Source organism: Serratia grimesii, assembly GCF_900186025.1.
In the GTDB taxonomy this organism is placed as follows: Bacteria; Pseudomonadota; Gammaproteobacteria; order Enterobacterales; family Enterobacteriaceae; genus Serratia; species Serratia grimesii.
Window position 1 is genome coordinate 4,755,963 of record NZ_LT883155.1, and the last position, 17,766, is coordinate 4,773,728.

At 51.2% G+C, this 17,766-nt stretch carries 27 protein-coding genes; 1 reads left to right on the forward strand and 26 read right to left on the reverse strand.

The annotated features are described in order from the left end of the window. Positions 1-14: 14 nt before the first annotated feature. The 22 genes from rpsQ to fkpA all read right to left on the reverse strand — a co-directional run bounded on the left by rpsQ (position 15) and on the right by fkpA (position 13,806). Positions 15-269, reverse strand: a complete 255-nt coding sequence (gene rpsQ / locus SGBXF1_RS22205) for a 30S ribosomal protein S17 (protein WP_037425866.1) — start codon at positions 267-269, stop codon at positions 15-17. Beyond that, complete coding sequence (rpmC, locus tag SGBXF1_RS22210) at positions 270-461, reverse strand: 50S ribosomal protein L29 (RefSeq protein WP_004951169.1); 192 nt, start codon at positions 459-461, stop codon at positions 270-272. It abuts the gene before it with no gap. After that, complete coding sequence (rplP, locus tag SGBXF1_RS22215; protein WP_004951171.1) at positions 461-871, reverse strand: 50S ribosomal protein L16; 411 nt, start codon at positions 869-871, stop codon at positions 461-463. The genes rpmC and rplP overlap by 1 nt, the downstream gene beginning before the upstream one ends. Before the next feature lie 12 nt (positions 872-883). After that, positions 884-1,582, reverse strand: a complete 699-nt coding sequence (gene rpsC / locus SGBXF1_RS22220; RefSeq protein ID WP_004951172.1) for a 30S ribosomal protein S3 — start codon at positions 1,580-1,582, stop codon at positions 884-886. 17 nt (positions 1,583-1,599) lie between these two features. Then, positions 1,600-1,932 (reverse strand): 50S ribosomal protein L22, encoded by a 333-nt coding sequence (rplV, locus tag SGBXF1_RS22225; protein WP_004391423.1) that lies wholly within the window; start codon positions 1,930-1,932, stop codon positions 1,600-1,602. A 14-nt stretch (positions 1,933-1,946) separates the two neighbouring features. After that, the gene (gene rpsS, locus SGBXF1_RS22230; RefSeq protein WP_004929772.1) at positions 1,947-2,225 is read right to left on the reverse strand and encodes a 30S ribosomal protein S19; all 279 of its coding nucleotides are present in this window, start codon (positions 2,223-2,225) and stop codon (positions 1,947-1,949) included. Between the two features lie 14 nt (positions 2,226-2,239). Next, a complete protein-coding gene (rplB, locus tag SGBXF1_RS22235; RefSeq protein ID WP_037425869.1) occupies positions 2,240-3,064 on the reverse strand; it encodes a 50S ribosomal protein L2 in 825 nt (274 codons plus the stop codon). 18 nt (positions 3,065-3,082) lie between these two features. Continuing rightward, the gene (rplW, locus tag SGBXF1_RS22240; RefSeq protein WP_004951179.1) at positions 3,083-3,385 is read right to left on the reverse strand and encodes a 50S ribosomal protein L23; all 303 of its coding nucleotides are present in this window, start codon (positions 3,383-3,385) and stop codon (positions 3,083-3,085) included. Continuing rightward, the gene (gene rplD / locus SGBXF1_RS22245) at positions 3,382-3,987 is read right to left on the reverse strand and encodes a 50S ribosomal protein L4 (protein WP_004929779.1); all 606 of its coding nucleotides are present in this window, start codon (positions 3,985-3,987) and stop codon (positions 3,382-3,384) included. Before rplD ends, rplW begins: the two co-directional genes overlap by 4 nt. A 10-nt stretch (positions 3,988-3,997) precedes the next feature. After that, positions 3,998-4,627: a 50S ribosomal protein L3 gene (gene rplC, locus SGBXF1_RS22250; RefSeq protein WP_037425873.1), complete on the reverse strand. Its 630-nt coding sequence runs from the start codon at positions 4,625-4,627 to the stop codon at positions 3,998-4,000. Positions 4,628-4,659: 32 nt separating this feature from the next. Next, positions 4,660-4,971: a 30S ribosomal protein S10 gene (gene rpsJ / locus SGBXF1_RS22255; protein ID WP_001181005.1), complete on the reverse strand. Its 312-nt coding sequence runs from the start codon at positions 4,969-4,971 to the stop codon at positions 4,660-4,662. 405 nt (positions 4,972-5,376) lie between these two features. Next, positions 5,377-5,841, reverse strand: a complete 465-nt coding sequence (gene bfr / locus SGBXF1_RS22260; protein WP_037425876.1) for a bacterioferritin — start codon at positions 5,839-5,841, stop codon at positions 5,377-5,379. Between the two features lie 74 nt (positions 5,842-5,915). Beyond that, positions 5,916-6,110 (reverse strand): bacterioferritin-associated ferredoxin, encoded by a 195-nt coding sequence (bfd, locus tag SGBXF1_RS22265; RefSeq protein ID WP_013814795.1) that lies wholly within the window; start codon positions 6,108-6,110, stop codon positions 5,916-5,918. Between the two features lie 133 nt (positions 6,111-6,243). Continuing rightward, positions 6,244-7,428, reverse strand: coding sequence for an elongation factor Tu (gene tuf / locus SGBXF1_RS22270; protein WP_186427558.1), 1,185 nt, complete (start codon positions 7,426-7,428; stop codon positions 6,244-6,246). A 70-nt stretch (positions 7,429-7,498) separates the two neighbouring features. Then, a complete protein-coding gene (gene fusA, locus SGBXF1_RS22275) occupies positions 7,499-9,613 on the reverse strand; it encodes an elongation factor G (RefSeq protein WP_037424923.1) in 2,115 nt (704 codons plus the stop codon). A 97-nt stretch (positions 9,614-9,710) separates the two neighbouring features. Next, positions 9,711-10,181, reverse strand: a complete 471-nt coding sequence (gene rpsG / locus SGBXF1_RS22280) for a 30S ribosomal protein S7 (protein WP_012147229.1) — start codon at positions 10,179-10,181, stop codon at positions 9,711-9,713. Between the two features lie 96 nt (positions 10,182-10,277). After that, positions 10,278-10,652 carry a 30S ribosomal protein S12 gene (gene rpsL, locus SGBXF1_RS22285; RefSeq protein ID WP_004930426.1) on the reverse strand — a complete coding sequence of 125 codons (375 nt, stop codon included), beginning with the start codon at positions 10,650-10,652 and terminating at the stop codon, positions 10,278-10,280. A 142-nt stretch (positions 10,653-10,794) separates the two neighbouring features. Continuing rightward, positions 10,795-11,082, reverse strand: coding sequence for a sulfurtransferase complex subunit TusB (tusB, locus tag SGBXF1_RS22290; RefSeq protein ID WP_037424926.1), 288 nt, complete (start codon positions 11,080-11,082; stop codon positions 10,795-10,797). Positions 11,083-11,091: 9 nt separating this feature from the next. Beyond that, a complete protein-coding gene (gene tusC, locus SGBXF1_RS22295) occupies positions 11,092-11,451 on the reverse strand; it encodes a sulfurtransferase complex subunit TusC (protein WP_061808483.1) in 360 nt (119 codons plus the stop codon). An 8-nt stretch (positions 11,452-11,459) separates the two neighbouring features. Further along, on the reverse strand, positions 11,460-11,849 hold the full coding sequence (tusD, locus tag SGBXF1_RS22300; protein ID WP_037424929.1) for a sulfurtransferase complex subunit TusD: 390 nt from the start codon (positions 11,847-11,849) through the stop codon (positions 11,460-11,462). Continuing rightward, positions 11,849-12,571, reverse strand: a complete 723-nt coding sequence (locus SGBXF1_RS22305) for a helix-turn-helix transcriptional regulator (protein WP_037424932.1) — start codon at positions 12,569-12,571, stop codon at positions 11,849-11,851. The genes tusD and SGBXF1_RS22305 overlap by 1 nt, the downstream gene beginning before the upstream one ends. A 401-nt stretch (positions 12,572-12,972) precedes the next feature. Next, positions 12,973-13,806, reverse strand: a complete 834-nt coding sequence (gene fkpA, locus SGBXF1_RS22310) for an FKBP-type peptidyl-prolyl cis-trans isomerase (RefSeq protein WP_186427559.1) — start codon at positions 13,804-13,806, stop codon at positions 12,973-12,975. A 369-nt stretch (positions 13,807-14,175) separates the two neighbouring features. On the opposite strand from fkpA, the gene SGBXF1_RS22315 reads away from it, so the two are divergent. Then, entirely contained in the window at positions 14,176-14,403 is a 228-nt protein-coding gene (locus SGBXF1_RS22315) for a SlyX family protein (RefSeq protein ID WP_037424940.1), read from the forward strand. Positions 14,404-14,461: 58 nt separating this feature from the next. On the opposite strand, the gene slyD is transcribed toward SGBXF1_RS22315, so the two are convergent. The 4 genes from slyD to kefG all read right to left on the reverse strand — a co-directional run bounded on the left by slyD (position 14,462) and on the right by kefG (position 17,755). Then, positions 14,462-15,052: a peptidylprolyl isomerase gene (gene slyD, locus SGBXF1_RS22320; RefSeq protein ID WP_037424943.1), complete on the reverse strand. Its 591-nt coding sequence runs from the start codon at positions 15,050-15,052 to the stop codon at positions 14,462-14,464. Positions 15,053-15,174: 122 nt separating this feature from the next. Further along, positions 15,175-15,378 carry a YheV family putative zinc ribbon protein gene (locus SGBXF1_RS22325; protein WP_012147237.1) on the reverse strand — a complete coding sequence of 68 codons (204 nt, stop codon included), beginning with the start codon at positions 15,376-15,378 and terminating at the stop codon, positions 15,175-15,177. Positions 15,379-15,392: 14 nt separating this feature from the next. Then, positions 15,393-17,201, reverse strand: coding sequence for a glutathione-regulated potassium-efflux system protein KefB (gene kefB, locus SGBXF1_RS22330; protein WP_037424946.1), 1,809 nt, complete (start codon positions 17,199-17,201; stop codon positions 15,393-15,395). 2 nt (positions 17,202-17,203) lie between these two features. Continuing rightward, positions 17,204-17,755, reverse strand: coding sequence for a glutathione-regulated potassium-efflux system ancillary protein KefG (gene kefG, locus SGBXF1_RS22335; protein WP_037424948.1), 552 nt, complete (start codon positions 17,753-17,755; stop codon positions 17,204-17,206). Positions 17,756-17,766: the final 11 nt, after the last annotated feature.

Below are 17,766 nucleotides of genomic sequence, written 5' to 3' on the forward strand. Positions count from 1 at the left end.
AGCCAGCTACTCTATTACAGAATCGCTTTCTCTACAACGCGAACCAACGTCCAGGACTTAGTCTTAGACAGTGGACGGCATTCGCGGATTTCTACCACGTCGCCGATACCACATTCGTTGTTCTCGTCATGTACGTGCAGCTTGGTCGTACGCTTGATGAATTTCCCGTAGATCGGGTGCTTCACCGTGCGCTCGATAGCAACAACCATGGATTTCTCCATTTTGTCACTAACAACACGACCCTGCAAGGTACGGTTAATATCAGTCATTTACACACCCGCCTTTTCAGTCAGTAAAGTCTTAACGCGTGCGACATTACGACGCACTTGTTTCAACAGGTGAGTTTGTTGCAGCTGGCCACTTGCCGCCTGCATGCGCAAGTTAAATTGCTCACGCAGCAGGTTGAGCAGCTCAGTGTTCAGCTCTTCAACGCTTTTTTCACGCAGCTCTTGTGCTTTCATTACATCACCGTCTTAGTTACAAAGGTGGTTTTGATCGGCAATTTAGCTGCAGCCAGCTTGAATGCCTCACGGGCGACCTCTTCTGGTACACCGTCCATTTCGTACAGGACTTTCCCAGGTTGGATCAGGGCAACCCAATACTCCACGTTACCCTTACCTTTACCCATACGCACTTCGAGCGGCTTCTCGGTAATTGGTTTGTCCGGGAATACACGGATCCAAATTTTACCTTGACGCTTAACTGCACGAGTCATTGCACGACGAGCTGCTTCGATTTGACGAGCAGTCAGACGGCCACGGCCAACAGCTTTCAGACCGAAAGTGCCGAAGCTAACATCCGTACCCTGCGCCAGACCACGGTTGCGGCCTTTGTGCATCTTACGGAATTTTGTACGCTTTGGTTGTAACATCAGCGACTCTCCTTACTTGCGGCCTTTACGCTGCTGCTTTTTAGGTTGAGCAGCCGGTTCCGGTTGTTCAACTGCAGCCATACCACCCAGGATCTCACCTTTGAAGATCCATACCTTAACGCCGATTACACCATAAGTGGTGTGCGCTTCAGATGTGTTGTAATCGATATCCGCACGCAGTGTATGCAACGGAACACGACCTTCACGGTACCATTCGGTACGCGCGATTTCAGCACCGCCAAGACGGCCGCTTACTTCAACTTTGATACCTTTAGCGCCAAGACGCATTGCGTTCTGTACAGCACGCTTCATAGCACGACGGAACATAACGCGACGTTCCAGCTGTGAAGTGATGCTGTCAGCAACCAATTTAGCGTCAAGTTCCGGTTTACGGACTTCGGCGATGTTAATTTGCGCAGGAACGCCAGCGATATCCGCTACGACCTTACGCAGTTTTTCGACATCTTCACCTTTCTTGCCGATAACGATGCCTGGACGAGCAGTGTGAATAGTCACACGGATGCTCTTCGCAGGACGCTCGATAACGATGCGAGAAACGGAAGCTTTCGCCAGTTCCTTAATCAGGAATTGACGAACTTTAAAGTCGCTGTCCAGGTTGTCAGCGAATTCTTTGGTATTCGCATACCAAGTAGAGTTCCAAGGTTTGACAATACCCAGGCGAATACCATTAGGATGTACTTTCTGACCCATTGCTAGTCTCCAGAGTCTCAGCGATCGGACACAACCACAGTAATGTGGCTGGTGCGCTTCAGGATGCGATCTGCACGACCTTTTGCACGCGGCATAATGCGCTTCATGCTTGGGCCTTCGTCTACGAAGATTTTCGTGACTTTCAGATCATCGATGTCAGCGCCATCGTTGTGTTCTGCGTTAGCAATGGCAGACTCCAGCACTTTCTTAACCAGACCAGCAGCTTTCTTGTTGGTGTAGGCCAGAGTTTCCAGAGCTTGCGACACTTTCTTACCGCGGATCAGGTCTGCAACAAGGCGGACCTTCTGTGCAGAAGAACGAGCGTGGCGATGTTTAGCGATAGTTTCCATCTCTTCCTCCTACCTTAGCGCTTTTTAGCTTTTTTATCAGCCGCATGGCCGCGATAAGTGCGAGTCGGCGCGAATTCACCCAGTTTGTGACCGACCATTTCATCGGAAACGAACACTGGTACGTGCTGACGACCATTATGGACAGCGATGGTCAAACCGATCATGTTAGGAAAGATCGTTGAACGACGGGACCAAGTGCGCAAAGGCTTCTTGTCACCGCTTTCCACCGCTTTCTCTACCTTCTTCAGCAAGTGCAGGTCAATAAAAGGACCTTTCTTGAGAGAACGTGGCATGGCTTATCCTCTAATTATTTTTTGCTACGGCGACGTACGATGAACTTATCAGTACGCTTGTTGCTGCGGGTTTTCTTACCTTTGGTCTGAACGCCCCATGGTGTTACTGGGTGTTTACCAAAGTTTTTACCCTCACCACCACCGTGCGGGTGATCTACCGGGTTCATCGCCGTACCGCGAACGGTAGGACGAACACCACGCCAACGTGCAGCACCTGCTTTACCCAGAACGCGAAGCATATGTTCAGCGTTACCGACTTCACCCAAGGTGGCGCGGCAATCAACTGGAACTTTACGCATTTCGCCTGAGCGCAGACGCAGAGTTACGTAGGAACCATCACGTGCAACGATCTGAACGTAGGCACCAGCAGAACGAGCCATCTGGCCGCCTTTACCTGGTTTCATTTCTACGTTATGAACCGTTGAACCCACTGGGATGTTGCGCATTGGCAGGGCGTTACCTGCTTTGATTGCAGCATCAACACCAGATTGGATCTGGTCACCAGCTTTCAGGCCTTTCGGCGCCAGGATGTAACGGCGTTCGCCGTCTTTGTACAGAACCAGCGCGATGTTCGCGGAACGGTTCGGATCGTACTCCAGACGCTCAACCACAGCAGGGATACCATCTTTGTTGCGTTTGAAGTCAACCAGACGATAATGTTGCTTGTGGCCACCACCGATATGACGGGTGGTGATACGGCCATTGTTGTTACGACCACCGCTTTTGCTCAGTTTCTCAAGCAGCGGGGCATAAGGTTTACCCTTGTGCAGCTCAGGGTTAACCACTTTAACAACGTGGCGACGACCCGGAGATGTAGGTTTACATTTAACAATTGCCATTGTTCTTACTCCTCCGACTTACTCTGCGCCGCCGATGAAGTCCAGATTCTGGCCTTCTTTCAGGGTGACGTAAGCTTTTTTCCAGTCGCTACGACGACCAACACGCTGACCGTGACGCTTCACTTTCCCTTTAACTACCAGGGTGTTAACGTCTTCGACTTCGACTTCAAACAGTTTCTGCACTGCAGCTTTAATTTCTGCTTTGGTCGCGTCTTTGGCAACTTTGAGTACGATGGTGTTGCTTTTTTCCATCGCAGCGGATGCTTTTTCAGATACGTGCGGTGCACGCAGCACTTTCAGCAAACGTTCTTCACGGATCATGCCAGCATCTCCTCAACTTGCTTCACAGCATCAGCAGTCATAACCACTTTGTCGAAGGCGATCAGGCTAACCGGGTCGATACCTGCTACATCGCGCACGTCAACCTTGTACAGGTTGCGAGCTGCCAGGAACAGATTCTCATCCAGTTCACCGGTCACGATCAGCACATCTTCCAGAGCCATATCTTTCAGTTTCTGTGCCAGCAGCTTAGTTTTAGGCGCTTCTACAGAGAACTTCTCGACAACGATCAGACGATCTTGACGTACCAGTTCGGACAGGATGCTTTTCAGCGCGCCGCGGTACATCTTTTTGTTAACTTTCTGACTGTGGTCCTGAGGCTTAGCAGCAAAGGTCACGCCACCTGAACGCCAGATCGGGCTCTTTACAGAACCTGAACGCGCACGGCCGGTACCTTTCTGGCGCCACGGTTTTTTACCGGAACCAGTTACTTCAGCACGGGTCTTCTGAGCACGAGTACCTTGACGGGCACCTGCTGCATAAGCAACAACAACCTGGTGTACCAGCGCTTCGTTGAAGTCACGACCGAAGGTAGTTTCGGAAACAGTCAGCGCGCTTTGCGCGTCTTTCAATACTAATTCCATTGCTATCCCCTTACGCCTTCACAGCTGGTTTAACGATCAGGTTGCCACCGGTTGCGCCCGGTACAGCACCCTTAACCAGCAGCAGGTTGCGCTCAGCGTCAACACGTACTACGTCCAGGCTTTGAACGGTTACACGCTCGTCACCCAGGTGGCCAGCCATTTTCTTGCCTTTGAACACTTTGCCCGGAGTCTGGTTCTGACCGATAGAACCCGGAACGCGGTGAGACAAGGAGTTACCGTGGGTAGCGTCTTGGGTACGGAAGTTCCAGCGCTTTACAGTGCCAGCAAAACCTTTACCTTTAGAAGTACCGGTAACATCGACTTTTTTAACTTCAGCGAAGATTTCTACGCTGATGTTCTGACCTGTAGTGAACTCTTCACCTTCTGCAAGGCGGAATTCCCACAGACCACGGCCAGCTTCGACGCCAGCTTTAGCGAAATGGCCCGCTTCCGGTTTGGTTACGCGGTTAGCTTTTTTGCTACCGGTAGTAACCTGAACGGCACGGTACCCGTCGTTAGCCAGGTCTTTAACCTGAGTCACGCGGTTCGCTTCAATTTCAATCACGGTTACTGGGATAGAAACGCCATCTTCAGTGAAGATACGAGTCATGCCCAATTTCTTACCGACTAAACCAATCATTGTTTCAACCTCTCAATCGCTCAATGACCTGATTAACCCAGGCTGATCTGCACGTCTACACCAGCAGCCAGATCCAGACGCATCAGAGCATCAACGGTTTTCTCGGTTGGCTCAACGATGTCAACCAGACGCTTGTGAGTGCGAATTTCGTACTGATCACGCGCGTCTTTGTTAACGTGCGGAGAGATCAGAACGGTAAAGCGCTCTTTGCGAGTTGGCAGCGGGATCGGACCACGGACTTGCGCACCAGTGCGCTTTGCAGTCTCGACGATTTCCGCGGTTGATTGATCGATAAGACGATGATCAAACGCTTTCAGGCGGATACGGATTCTTTGGTTCTGCATGAGACCAGAGCTCCAATTATTTATAAACGTAAATAATTACTCCTCACACCCATTTCGATTGATGGGGGAGTGTAATCGTCAACATATAACCCCCATATCGGGAGTATTGTTCGAAGGGCAAAACGTACCTGCCAATCGACTGATTCGCTAAAATCAGGCTTACCAAGATTAGGTAAGCCCGCGCATTATACGCAAAACAGAGCGAGAAGCAAGACACAGATGGAAATATGCTCAGGATATCGGCATCTTTTACAGATGGGCACTTTAAGTGACGAAGGGCAGAGCAGAGGTCGGTTTATGCGGAGGGGTACAATAACGCGTTGCCGGTGCTCCCCCGCCCTACCGGAGAAAACACATGCCGGCCGGGGAGCATCGTCGTTGAGTGGGGAAACAGTGTTTATTTTCCTAAAGCTGTGCTTGGGCGTAGTTCTGGATACCCAGACGTGCAATCAGATCCAGCTCGGTCTCTAGCCAGTCGATATGCTCTTCTTCATCGGCCAAGATCTCTATCATCAAATCACGGCTGACATAGTCATGAATAGAATCGGCATAAGCGATGCCTTCACGTAGGTTCTTGGCGCCGCTCAACTCCAGGGCCAAATCCGAACGCAGCATTTCTTCGATATCTTCGCCAATATTCAGCTTGCCGAGATCTTGCAAATTCGGGATGCCTTCCAGAAACAGAATACGTTCAATGTAGCGATCGGCATGCTTCATTTCGTCAATCGACTCGTGGTATTCCTTATCATTGAGGCGTGTTAATCCCCAATTTTTGAACATTCGGGCGTGCAGGAAATATTGATTGATGGCAACCAGCTCGTTACCGAGCAGTTTGTTGAGGTGAGCAATGATCTTTTTATCGCCTTTCATAGGTAATTCCTCCTGACCAGTTCTAAAAGTGTAGAAGCTGTAAGCCAAGAGTCAAAAAATAACCTTACCTTTAGTTAGGCAACTTCGTGCATAGGAATAATGGTTCCGCTTTCCTCCACCATAATCTGTCTTGCCTGACGAATGCACTTTCCGCAATCGGTACCAATTGGCACAAGTTCACGCAGCTGTTTCATGGTATGCGGGTTGTGCTGACGCACAGCTTTACGAATCGCTTTGTCAGTCACGGCATTACACAAGCATACATACATAGAGAGACTCACTTCTTAACCAATGCTGTAAGTCTAAATAGGAATGCTTTTTATTTCAATTAAGATTTGACCGGATTGCATAAAAAAAGGGCACCGAAGTGCCCTCTTTTTTGTGTCGAAAAATTATACGCGATTAAGCGATAACTTTAGCAACAACACCAGCGCCTACAGTACGGCCGCCTTCACGGATTGCGAAACGCAGACCGTCGTCCATCGCGATTGGGTGAATCAGGGTTACAACCATGTTCACGTTATCGCCTGGCATTACCATCTCTACGCCTTCTGGCAGTTCGATGGTACCGGTCACGTCAGTTGTACGGAAGTAGAACTGTGGACGGTAGCCTTTGAAGAATGGAGTGTGACGACCACCTTCTTCTTTGCTCAGGATGTAAACTTCTGAGTCGAATTTGGTGTGTGGCTTGATTGAACCTGGTTTAGCCAGTACCTGACCACGTTCGATGTCTTCACGCTTGATACCACGCAGCAGAACACCTACGTTCTCACCAGCACGGCCTTCGTCCAGCAGTTTGCGGAACATTTCAACGCCAGTACAGGTAGACTTAACGGTGTCTTTGATACCAACGATTTCAACTTCTTCGCCAACTTTAACGATACCGCGCTCTACACGACCGGTAACTACAGTACCACGACCGGAGATGGAGAATACGTCTTCGATTGGCAGCAGGAACGGCTTGTCGATAGCACGCTCTGGTTCTGGGATGTAAGAATCCAGGTAGCCAGCCAGTTCGATGATTTTAGCTTCCCACTCAGCTTCGCCTTCCAGTGCTTTCAGCGCTGAACCACGAACAACTGGCAGGTCATCACCAGGGAAGTCATAAGCAGACAGAAGTTCACGAACTTCCATTTCTACCAGTTCCAGCAGCTCTTCATCATCAACCATGTCGCATTTGTTCATGAATACGATGATGAAAGGAACGCCAACCTGACGACCCAGCACGATGTGCTCACGGGTCTGTGGCATTGGGCCATCAGTCGCAGCAACAACCAGGATAGCGCCGTCCATCTGAGCAGCACCGGTGATCATGTTTTTAACGTAGTCGGCGTGCCCTGGGCAGTCAACGTGCGCGTAGTGACGAGTCGGGGTGTCATATTCAACGTGAGAAGTGTTGATGGTGATACCACGAGCTTTTTCTTCTGGCGCGTTATCGATCTGGTCGAAAGCACGTGCAGAACCGCCGTAGGTTTTAGCCAGAACGGTGGTGATTGCTGCAGTCAGGGTAGTTTTACCGTGGTCAACGTGGCCGATAGTACCAACGTTAACGTGCGGTTTGGAACGTTCAAATTTTTCTTTAGACACGGCTATATTCCTTACTCTTATGCTCTCCCCTCATGGAGAGAGCACTGATCAATGTGTTAAACCCGAAAGCTTATTTACCACGGGCTTCAATAACGGCCTGAGCGACGTTGTTCGGCGCATCATCGTACTTCAGGAACTCCATGGAGTAAGAAGCACGGCCTTTGGTCAGAGAACGCAGTTGTGTCGCGTAACCGAACATCTCGGACAACGGAACTTCAGCGTGAATCTGAACGCCAGTAGCGTTAGATTCCTGACCTTTCAGTTGACCACGACGACGGCTAAGGTCACCGATAACGTCACCAGTGTTCTCTTCCGGCGTTTCAACTTCAACCTTCATGATTGGCTCAAGCAAAACAGGTTTCGCTTTTTTAAAGCCATCTTTAAAGGCAATAGAAGCGGCCAGTTTAAACGCCAATTCGGAGGAGTCAACATCGTGGAAAGAACCGAAATGCAGACGCACACCGAGATCAACTACTGGGTAACCCGCCAGCGGACCAGACTTAAGCTGCTCCTGAAGGCCTTTATCAATGGCAGGGATGTATTCCGTTGGGATCACACCACCTTTAATGTCATTGATGAACTCGTAACCTTTCGGATTTGAGCCCGGCTCCAGTGGGTACATGTCGATAACAACATGACCATACTGACCACGACCACCAGACTGCTTGGCGTGTTTACCTTCGATGTCGGTAACTTTCGAACGAATCGCTTCACGGTAAGCAACCTGTGGTTTACCCACGTTTGCTTCAACGTTAAATTCGCGACGCATACGGTCAACCAGGATGTCCAGGTGAAGTTCACCCATACCTGCGATGATAGTCTGACCAGATTCTTCGTCAGTCCATACGCGGAATGATGGGTCTTCCTTCGCCAAACGACCCAGAGCCAGACCCATTTTTTCTTGGTCAGCTTTGGTTTTTGGTTCAACTGCAACGGAGATTACCGGCTCAGGGAACTCCATACGCTCCAGAATGATCACGTGGTTTGGATCACACAGAGTGTCACCGGTAGTTACGTCTTTCAGACCGATAGCTGCAGCGATGTCGCCTGCACGAACTTCTTTGATCTCTTCACGCTTGTTAGCGTGCATCTGAACGATACGGCCCAGACGCTCACGCGCAGCCTTCACGGAGTTCAGAACGGTGTCACCGGAGTTAACGATACCGGAGTACACGCGGAAGAACGTCAGGTTACCCACGAATGGGTCGGTAGCAATTTTGAATGCCAACGCAGCAAACGGTTCTTCATCAGTAGCGTGACGCTCAGCTGGAGTATCTTTGCCGTCGTCCAGGATACCGTTGATTGCAGGAACGTCAGTTGGAGATGGCAGGTAATCAATTACCGCATCCAGCATTGCCTGCACGCCTTTGTTTTTAAAGGCGGAACCACAAGTAACCAAGATGATTTCGTTGTTCAGCACACGCTGACGCAGAGCTTTCTTGATTTCTTCCTCGGTCAGCTCTTCGCCGCCCAGGTATTTGTCCATCAGCTCATCTGAAGCTTCAGCTGCAGATTCAACCAGGTTCTGGTGCCATTCAGCAGCCAGTTCTTGCATGTCTGCAGGGATCTCTTCGTATTCGAAGGTCACGCCAGCATCAGCTTCGTTCCAGTTGATAGCTTTCATTTTCACCAGGTCAACAACACCGGTGAATTTCTCTTCCGCGCCGATTGCCAGTTGCAATGGAACTGGATTCGCGCCCAGACGAGATTTGATCTGACCAACAACTTTCAGGAAGTTAGCACCCATGCGGTCCATTTTGTTAACGAACGCGATGCGTGGAACTTTGTATTTGTTAGCCTGACGCCATACGGTTTCAGACTGCGGCTGAACACCACCAACAGCACAGTAAACCATTACCGCACCATCAAGAACACGCATGGAACGTTCTACTTCGATGGTGAAGTCAACGTGCCCTGGGGTGTCGATGATGTTTACGCGGTGCGGCTCGAACTGCTTGGCCATACCAGACCAGAAAGCAGTAGTCGCTGCAGAAGTGATGGTAATACCACGCTCCTGCTCCTGTTCCATCCAGTCCATGGTGGCTGCGCCATCATGAACTTCACCGATTTTGTGGTTTACACCGGTGTAGAACAGAATACGTTCGGTAGTGGTCGTTTTACCGGCGTCGATGTGGGCGCTGATACCGATGTTACGATAGCGCTCAATGGGTGTTGTACGAGCCATTTGATTCCTCTATTGCCTTAGGCGTTCAAGTTCAGTTAACCCAAGCGGGTTGGCTTCTTGAAGCGCCCGCTTGGTTAGCATAACTACTGCGTGGCAATTACCAGCGGTAGTGGGCGAACGCCTTGTTAGCTTCGGCCATACGGTGAACGTCTTCACGTTTCTTAACAGCAGAACCTTTGTTCTCAACTGCGTCAGAAAGCTCGTTCGCCAAGCGCAAAGCCATGGATTTATCACCGCGTTTACGAGCAGCATCAACGATCCAGCGCATTGCCAGAGCATTACGACGGACCGGGCGAACTTCAACTGGTACCTGATAAGTAGAACCACCAACGCGGCGAGACTTAACTTCTACAGTCGGGCGCACGTTGTCGAGAGCTACTTCGAAAGCTTCCAGGTGATCTTTACCAGAACGCTGAGCCAGGGTCTCCAGCGCGGTATAGACGATTGCTTCTGCAGTAGATTTTTTACCATCTACCATCAGGATATTTACAAATTTGGCCAACAGTTCGGATCCGAACTTAGGATCTGGAAGGATTTTACGTTGGCCGATTACGCGACGACGTGGCATGGAAATACTCCGTTGTTAATTCAGGATTGTCCAAAACTCTACGAGTTTATTTTGACATTAAAGTGAAAATGTTTGGCCTTACTTAACGGAGAACCATTAAGCCTTTGGCTTCTTCACGCCGTACTTGGAACGAGCTTGCTTACGGTCTTTAACACCGGAGCAGTCAAGTGCACCACGAACGGTGTGGTAACGCACACCTGGCAAGTCTTTTACACGACCGCCACGGATCAGGATCACGGAGTGTTCCTGCAGGTTATGACCTTCACCGCCGATGTAGGAGGTAACTTCAAAACCGTTAGTCAAGCGCACACGGCATACTTTACGCAGTGCGGAGTTTGGTTTCTTAGGAGTGGTGGTATATACGCGAGTACATACGCCACGTTTCTGCGGGCAGGCTTCCAGCGCTGGAACGTTGCTTTTAGCAGCCTTCACAGAGCGTGGTTTGCGTACCAGCTGATTAATTGTTGCCATTAAAAAGCTCCTGGTTTTTGCTTCGTTTGTTGCTTCGTAAACATGTGATAAATCCCCCCGTATGCACTACTGGCAAAGTACGGGACGCAGAATTTTATGGCTGAGCAGTAGAGGTGTCAAGAAATATACAACATTACTCTCATCACCAAGCCATTTGGCTGCGATGTTTTTCGGTTAATTCAACGAAATGATTATAGCCGACAACAGTAATGCTGTGCGAAAAATGACCAACCAAACCTCTAGCTTCCAGGTCGTTCTGCAGCGCATAAAGGGATATGGGGGCGTTGAGTAGCAATTCAAGGTGCGCGCTGCCGGCCAAGCCAGCCAGCACACCATCCTGTAATAACAGCAAGTCATCACCTGGGGCGGCTAGGCGCAACAATGCAGGCAAATCACATTGTGTGGGGGAACGGCTAAGGGTAAACAGCATCAGGATTTCCTAAAAAGTCATCACCACATCATAACTGGCCAATTGCTGGCGCAACGCATCCGGTGCCAGTACTTCCGCATCCAATACCCAGCCGGTCACCTGGCCCAAACCGCGTTCCTGCAAAGATGCCTGACACAGATAGCACTGCTCAACGTCGTACAGTGGCAACACACCAAAGGTCGCAATGTAATTGCGAGCCAGAATCTTTTCCGGCTGCTGCCCCGGCAAAAGCTGTAATACGCCGTCACCAATAAAAAACACGCCCACTTCTTCGCTCAACGCGGAAGTAGCCAGCAATGCATCCAGCCCTTCCCTGCCACCGGCATTGCCATGAGGACTCTGGGTAAAAACAAAAGCGACTCGTTTCATAAACTCTCTCAGAACTGGACCAAACGGTCACAGCTCAGCGAAGCCTCCGCCAATGAGCCCAATCCGCTGAGGATGAAACCCGGGTGTAGATTAGCAGTAGCCAGCCCTTGCTGCGCAGCCTCTTGTTCGTCGGTCACACCACGCCGCAGCGCAGCTGCCACACAAACATTGAGTGCAATACCGTGCTGTTGTGCCAATTGCGCCCAGCTCCGGACCAAATCGAACTCATCACCGGCGGGTGCTGTCAGTTGATTGGCGTTCAACACGCCTTCACGGTAAAAAAATACGCTGGAAAGGCGGTGCCCTTTCGCTAAAAGAGCAAGTGCAAATTGATAGGCACTGCTAGCCTGCTGGGTACCATACGCCGGGCCCGTGACCAAAAGACAGTAATCCAGCATCAGCGTTCGGTTCCCAACAGATCGCCACTTTTGAACTGGCGAATGTACAGGTACACGGTGTGTTTGGAGATATTCAGCCGATCCGCCACTTGGTTAATCGCGTCCTTGATATCAAAAATACCCTTCTCGTAGAGGTTCAGTACCACTTGGCGATTTTTCGCATTGTTGGAGACATTACGATCGGCATTCACTTCTTCAATGGTGAACTCTAGCGTTTGCGCCACCAAATCGTCGACAGAAGACGCAAAGTTGACCGACGGGGCGACATCTTGAGTTTCCGGCGGCATGAAGGTCTGCATGACTTGGGAGAAGGGAACATCGAGGTTCATGTTAATACACAACAAGCCAATCACTCGTTGCTCACGATTGCGAATGGCGATAGTTACCGACTTCATCAGCACACCGCTCTTGGCACGGGTAAAATAGGCTTTCGACACGCTGCTATCGTCGCCAGCCATGTCGTGCAGCATACGCAGCGCCAGATCAGTAATCGGCGAACCGATTTGCCGACCGGTATGCTCACCGTTAGCGATACGCACCGCTGAGCATTTCAAATCTTCCAGTGCGTGCAGCACAATTTCACAATGCCCACCGATTAGCATCGCCAGGCCATCAACAACAGCTTCGTAAGACTTCAGAATTTCATGATCCGTTTGAGTAAACGGACGTTCGTTCAGCAAATCAAGTTCGCTGGCTTCGCTGGATAAAAGCGAATTAGACATCGAAAATACCACCCTCAAAGATCGCCTGTGCCAGGGGGCGCAGCTAAAACTGCTCGTGCAGGCTACCTTCCACAGGCGGCGCACCCTTGGGATGAAACGGGGTGGGCTGGCTGATATCAGTCTGAAACAGCACGACGAACGTCCGCAGGCCAAAACGACCAGGAACAGTTTTAGGTACACGCCCTAAGGGGCAGGCGCATGACTTATAAGCCCGGATTATTAGTCTAGCAAAACAGCCAGAGTAAAGTCCTTGCGTTTGCGCGTGGTATTGACGTTAAGCCCGATGCCCGGCAGGCGTCAAGCGATCAGTGGGTAAGGAAGTGAAAGTGGTACGTGATTGGGTATGCTGAAATGAACACTGCCGCGAAGAATATTCGCAGCAGTGAGGTACTCAGACTGGCTTATTGCGCTTTAGCATCAGCCGCTGCGTCAGCTGGCTTCTCAGCCTTGGCGTCTGCTTTTGGTGCTGCTTTCACGTCCAGCAGCTCAACGTCGAATACCAGAGTGGAGTTAGCCGGAATGCCCGGAACGCCAGTTTTACCGTAGGCCAGTGCCGGTGGGATAACCAGCTTGATTTTGCCGCCTTTCTTGATGTGTTTCAGGCCTTCAGTCCAACCTGGAATCACACCGTCCAAACGGAATGACAGTGGTTCGCCACGGGTGTATGAGTTATCGAACTCAGTGCCGTCGGTCAGGGTACCCTTGTAGTTCACCACAACGGTATCGCTGTCTTTAGGCGCAGCACCAGTACCTGGTTTCTCTACCTGATACAGCAGGCCAGACTCGGTTTTCTTCACGCCTTTTTCTTTAGCGAAGGTGTCACGGTACTTGGTGCCTTTTGCTTCGTTATCTTTCGCGTCCTGCTCCATCTTCGCCTGAGCGGATGCTTTCACGCGAGCTTCAAAGCTCTGCAGTGTTTTTTCGATATCTGCGTCGTTCAGTTTGCTCTTGTTAGCAAAAGCGTCTTGAACGCCTGAGATTAACTGGTCTTTGTCCAGTTTAATGCCCAGCTTTTCTTGCTCTTTCAGCGAGTTGTCCATGTAACGACCCAGTGACGCACCCAGTGCATAAGCCGCTTGTTCGTCATCGTTCTTGAACGTGCCAGTGCTTGGCGCCGCGTCAGCAGCTTTAGCCGCTTCTGCTGGTTTAGCTGCATCAGCAGCCATGACGTGGGTCGCATTCAGAGCAAAAGCCATGGTGGTTGCCAGAAGCGTGACTTTAAACAAAGATTTCATCCATTTCTCCAGTGTCTGAAGCGGTGCCCCAAACAATCATTAAGTAAGATAACCGGGCTACTATAGCTGTCCGAAAGAAAACAAAACAGTCACACAGGTAACCAATCGAGTCAAAGTGTGACTCCAGCTTTAAACAGAAGTTTCCTTTTATGTGCTACCCATATGATAAATCAGATTTTTCCTTCATCCTGCATCTCAACAGTAACAAATACCGTCAGGGCAAGCGCTCTATTTTTCAGCACTTTACACAGGGCCCTCGCGTTTTCGCAAAGCTGCCTCACCGAGTGAATGAAATAGCACAGCGCAAAGCCAGCGGCAGCTGTTACCATAGTGCCAGATTCAGCATTAAACCGCGTCAGAGGTAGCATTATGCACAACGCCGAGAACCAAAGCCTGTTACTGAGGCTAGAAGAGCTGGAGACCCGTCAGGCCTTCCAGGAAGTCACCATTGAAGAGCTCAACCAGACCGTAGTCCAGCACCAGCTTGAAATGCTAAAATTGCAAGAACACCTGCGCGTGCTGACCGATAAACTGCGCTCGACTCAAACGTCGATGATCGCCTCGCAGTCTGAAGAAACTCCGCCGCCGCATTATTGATCAACAATAAAAAAGGGCCGCCCCAGGGCCGCCCTTTTTTGCTGCTACTGCGCTGCGATTAGTGGCAGCCGCAACCGCCGTTACCACAACCGCCTTTCTTAGCTTGGTCATGTGCATGGTCATGATCGTGATCATGGCCATGACCACCGCAGCAGCCGTCACCGTGTTCGTGGTGATGGTCGTGCTCGCCGTGTACGTGACCGTGCGCCAGTTCTTCAGCAGTAGCTTCACGAATCGCGACAACTTCCACGTTGAAGTTCAGGTTCTGACCTGCCAGCATGTGGTTACCGTCAACCACCACGTGATCGCCGTCCACTTCAGTGATTTCAACTGGAACTGGACCCTGATCGGTATCAGCCAGGAAACGCATACCCACTTCCAACTCGTCAACGCCCATGAAGACGTCTTTAGGCACGCGCTGAACCAGGTTTTCGTCGTAGTTGCCGTACGCATCGTTAGCGCCAACATTCACGTCAAAACGATCGCCCGCTTCGTGGCCTTCGAGTGCTTTTTCCAGACCTGCAATCAGAGAACCATGCCCATGCAGATAGTCCAGCGGCGCACTCACCGGAGACTCATCAACCAAAACACCGTCTTCTGTACGTACTTGATAAGCCAGGCTGACCACCAAGTCTTTTGCTACTTTCATGATATCTCCTACCGTTGGATACTTGGACACAGCCGTCATGGGGGCTGCGCCTTTACCGGACAGATTGTATCGGAAATCTGCCCCGCTGTACCCTCCAGCATAAAAAAACGCGCTCGATAACGCTACTCCGGATGGAAAATACCGATCACCTGCTCCTGTGGCCGGACATGCTTTTCCACCTGTTCTTCGGTCTGCCGCTGATGATGGCCGCACTTAACGCACTCCACCACTTCGACCTGGTCTTCACGCCAAACTGCCAGCGTATCCATAGCCTTACAGCTCGGACAGACCGCCCCGGCGATAAATCTTTTACGTGTTGCAGACATCTCAGTGCTCCAAATTATTCGTATTCATCCCAGCCGTCGAACTGGCGACTTTCTTTTTGCATTTCTCGGTGGAAAAGTTCTTCCAACTCACGCCGCGCTTCTTTCACGCGGGAAATCTGCGCCACATCGCCATGATGCGGTGGCATCAACTCACGCAACATGCGCATGTCCAGCCGGCGAAAATGCTGTTGCGCACGGTAAGCCTGATGTGGATGCATGCCCAACTCGGTGAGTGCTTTGCGTCCTAACTCCAGCGCACTGGAGAAGGTTTCACGACTAAACTGCTTAACCCCTGCCTGCAACAGCTCGTGCGCCTCCACACGACCACGTGCACGCGCCAAAATACTCAGCTCGGGAAAATGCTGCTGGCACAGGCGCACAATCTCCATGGTGTCTTCCGGCTCATTACAGGTGATCACAATCGACTTGGCCTTCGCTGCACCAGCTGCACGCAGTAATTCCAGTTCAGTGGCGTCACCGTAATACACCTTATAACCGTAGCGACGCAGTACACCGACGGCACTGACGTCACGTTCCAAGACGGTAATGCGCATCTTATTGGCCATCAGCAGTCGGCCAATCACCTGACCAAAACGCCCGAAACCGACGATGATCACCTGCGGATCGTCATCTTCCACGTACGGTGTCTCTTCGTCTTCGTCTTTGGCGTTATAACGGCGCACTAAAATGCGATCGATAATCTGCATCAACAGTGGTGTGGTCATCATCGACAACGTTACCACCACCAATAGCAAAGCAAGCTGATCTGACTGCAAGACCTTCTGCGCACCAGCCGCCGAAAACAGTACGAAGGCAAATTCTCCGCCTTGGCTAAGCACGCCAGCAAACTGCAAACGCACGGAACTACGCAGGCCGAAAATACGCGACAGTGTATAAAGCACGCCTGACTTTATCGTCACCAGCACGACAACACCGAGTAACACTTCGAGCAGATGGGTATAGAGTACGCCGATATTTAATGCCATGCCCACCGAGATAAAAAACAGCCCCAGTAACAGCCCTTTAAACGGCTCAATAGCGATTTCCAACTCATGGCGGTATTCACTCTCTGCCAGCAACACGCCCGCGATAAACGTACCAAGCGCCATCGACAGGCCTAGCGCGTCCATAAACAATGCCGCCCCAAGCACCACCAGCAATGCGGCGGCAGTAAAAATCTCACGGACTCCAGAAGAAGCGATGTAGCGGAACAGTGGCCGCAACAGGAAACGTCCACCGATCAGCATGCCGCCGAATGCCGCCACCTTGAGTGCAATTTGTGCCCAGTCATCACTGCTACCACCAGCACCTGCCAAGATCGGGATCAGGGCCAGCGCCGGGATCACCGCCATGTCCTGGAACAACAGCACCGAGAACCCCAACTGGCCGCCCTCATTGCGGTTCATGCCCTTCTCGCGCATTAGCTGCAACGCCATGGCGGTTGACGACATCGCCAGCCCGATACCGCCTATCACAGCGGCCTGCCAGGCAAAATGAGTTAGATAAAGCAGAGCCCCCAGCACCGCGGCGGTAATCAGCACCTGCCCGGCACCGACACCAAAAATAGAACGCCGCAGCTCCCACAACTTGCTCGGATTTAGTTCCAGCCCGATGATAAACATCAGAAACACCACACCTAACTCGGAAAAGTGCAGGATCTCGTCAACATCACGGATAAAGCCCAGCCCCCAGGGGCCGATGGCAATACCGGCGATCAGATAGCCCAAGACCGCACCAATTCCCAATCGGCGAGCGATCGGTACCGTAACCACCGCTGCGAACAGAAACAGTAAGATCGCGGTTAATAAGGCGGAGCCTTCCATGTTCACCTCCCTCCGTGTGGCAGCGGATTGCGCAGCCAGTCGCCATATGCCAAGGCATGGCTTTCCAGCACCTCAGGCTTCTGCCTGCGCGCCCAGTACACCAACATCGGCATCAGCCAGTGCATATGACACATCGCAGCAGTCAGTTCGAAAGGACGCAGAATATCTTCCATCGGGTAACGGTTATAACCGCCGGTACGGTAGGCACCCTCAGGCTCACCGGTGGTGATCACCGAACGCCAGTACTTTCCCGCCAGCGCGTTGCCACCGAGACCGCTGGCAAAGCCGCGCGACAGTACGCGATCCAACCATTCTTTCAACAGCGCCGGGCAACTGTAGGTATAGAGAGGATGTTGAAAAACAATGACCTGATGTTCACGCAACAATTGTTGCTCGTGGTGAATATCAATAAAAAAATCAGGATAGTGCGCGTATAAATCGTGCACGGTGACATGTTCTAACTGCTGTGCCGGTCGAAGCAAAACCCGATTCGCGACCGAGTCCTGGGATTCCGGATGGGCATACAGCAGCAAGACCTTCGGCGGCTGTGACATCATTCCCCTCC

Coding starts and splice junctions, on each gene's coding strand:
- rpsQ (WP_037425866.1), bottom strand. CDS start 269: ATGACTGATATTAACCGTACCTTGCAGGGTCGTGTTGTTAGTGACAAA.
- rpmC (WP_004951169.1), bottom strand. CDS start 461: ATGAAAGCACAAGAGCTGCGTGAAAAAAGCGTTGAAGAGCTGAACACT.
- rplP (WP_004951171.1), bottom strand. CDS start 871: ATGTTACAACCAAAGCGTACAAAATTCCGTAAGATGCACAAAGGCCGC.
- rpsC (WP_004951172.1), bottom strand. CDS start 1,582: ATGGGTCAGAAAGTACATCCTAATGGTATTCGCCTGGGTATTGTCAAA.
- rplV (WP_004391423.1), bottom strand. CDS start 1,932: ATGGAAACTATCGCTAAACATCGCCACGCTCGTTCTTCTGCACAGAAG.
- rpsS (WP_004929772.1), bottom strand. CDS start 2,225: ATGCCACGTTCTCTCAAGAAAGGTCCTTTTATTGACCTGCACTTGCTG.
- rplB (WP_037425869.1), bottom strand. CDS start 3,064: ATGGCAATTGTTAAATGTAAACCTACATCTCCGGGTCGTCGCCACGTT.
- rplW (WP_004951179.1), bottom strand. CDS start 3,385: ATGATCCGTGAAGAACGTTTGCTGAAAGTGCTGCGTGCACCGCACGTA.
- rplD (WP_004929779.1), bottom strand. CDS start 3,987: ATGGAATTAGTATTGAAAGACGCGCAAAGCGCGCTGACTGTTTCCGAA.
- rplC (WP_037425873.1), bottom strand. CDS start 4,627: ATGATTGGTTTAGTCGGTAAGAAATTGGGCATGACTCGTATCTTCACT.
- rpsJ (WP_001181005.1), bottom strand. CDS start 4,971: ATGCAGAACCAAAGAATCCGTATCCGCCTGAAAGCGTTTGATCATCGT.
- bfr (WP_037425876.1), bottom strand. CDS start 5,841: ATGAAAGGCGATAAAAAGATCATTGCTCACCTCAACAAACTGCTCGGT.
- bfd (WP_013814795.1), bottom strand. CDS start 6,110: ATGTATGTATGCTTGTGTAATGCCGTGACTGACAAAGCGATTCGTAAA.
- fusA (WP_037424923.1), bottom strand. CDS start 9,613: ATGGCTCGTACAACACCCATTGAGCGCTATCGTAACATCGGTATCAGC.
- rpsG (WP_012147229.1), bottom strand. CDS start 10,181: ATGCCACGTCGTCGCGTAATCGGCCAACGTAAAATCCTTCCAGATCCT.
- rpsL (WP_004930426.1), bottom strand. CDS start 10,652: ATGGCAACAATTAATCAGCTGGTACGCAAACCACGCTCTGTGAAGGCT.
- tusB (WP_037424926.1), bottom strand. CDS start 11,082: ATGCTGTTTACCCTTAGCCGTTCCCCCACACAATGTGATTTGCCTGCA.
- tusC (WP_061808483.1), bottom strand. CDS start 11,451: ATGAAACGAGTCGCTTTTGTTTTTACCCAGAGTCCTCATGGCAATGCC.
- tusD (WP_037424929.1), bottom strand. CDS start 11,849: ATGCTGGATTACTGTCTTTTGGTCACGGGCCCGGCGTATGGTACCCAG.
- SGBXF1_RS22305 (WP_037424932.1), bottom strand. CDS start 12,571: ATGTCTAATTCGCTTTTATCCAGCGAAGCCAGCGAACTTGATTTGCTG.
- fkpA (WP_186427559.1), bottom strand. CDS start 13,806: ATGAAATCTTTGTTTAAAGTCACGCTTCTGGCAACCACCATGGCTTTT.
- SGBXF1_RS22315 (WP_037424940.1), top strand. CDS start 14,176: ATGCACAACGCCGAGAACCAAAGCCTGTTACTGAGGCTAGAAGAGCTG.
- slyD (WP_037424943.1), bottom strand. CDS start 15,052: ATGAAAGTAGCAAAAGACTTGGTGGTCAGCCTGGCTTATCAAGTACGT.
- SGBXF1_RS22325 (WP_012147237.1), bottom strand. CDS start 15,378: ATGTCTGCAACACGTAAAAGATTTATCGCCGGGGCGGTCTGTCCGAGC.
- kefB (WP_037424946.1), bottom strand. CDS start 17,201: ATGGAAGGCTCCGCCTTATTAACCGCGATCTTACTGTTTCTGTTCGCA.
- kefG (WP_037424948.1), bottom strand. CDS start 17,755: ATGTCACAGCCGCCGAAGGTCTTGCTGCTGTATGCCCATCCGGAATCC.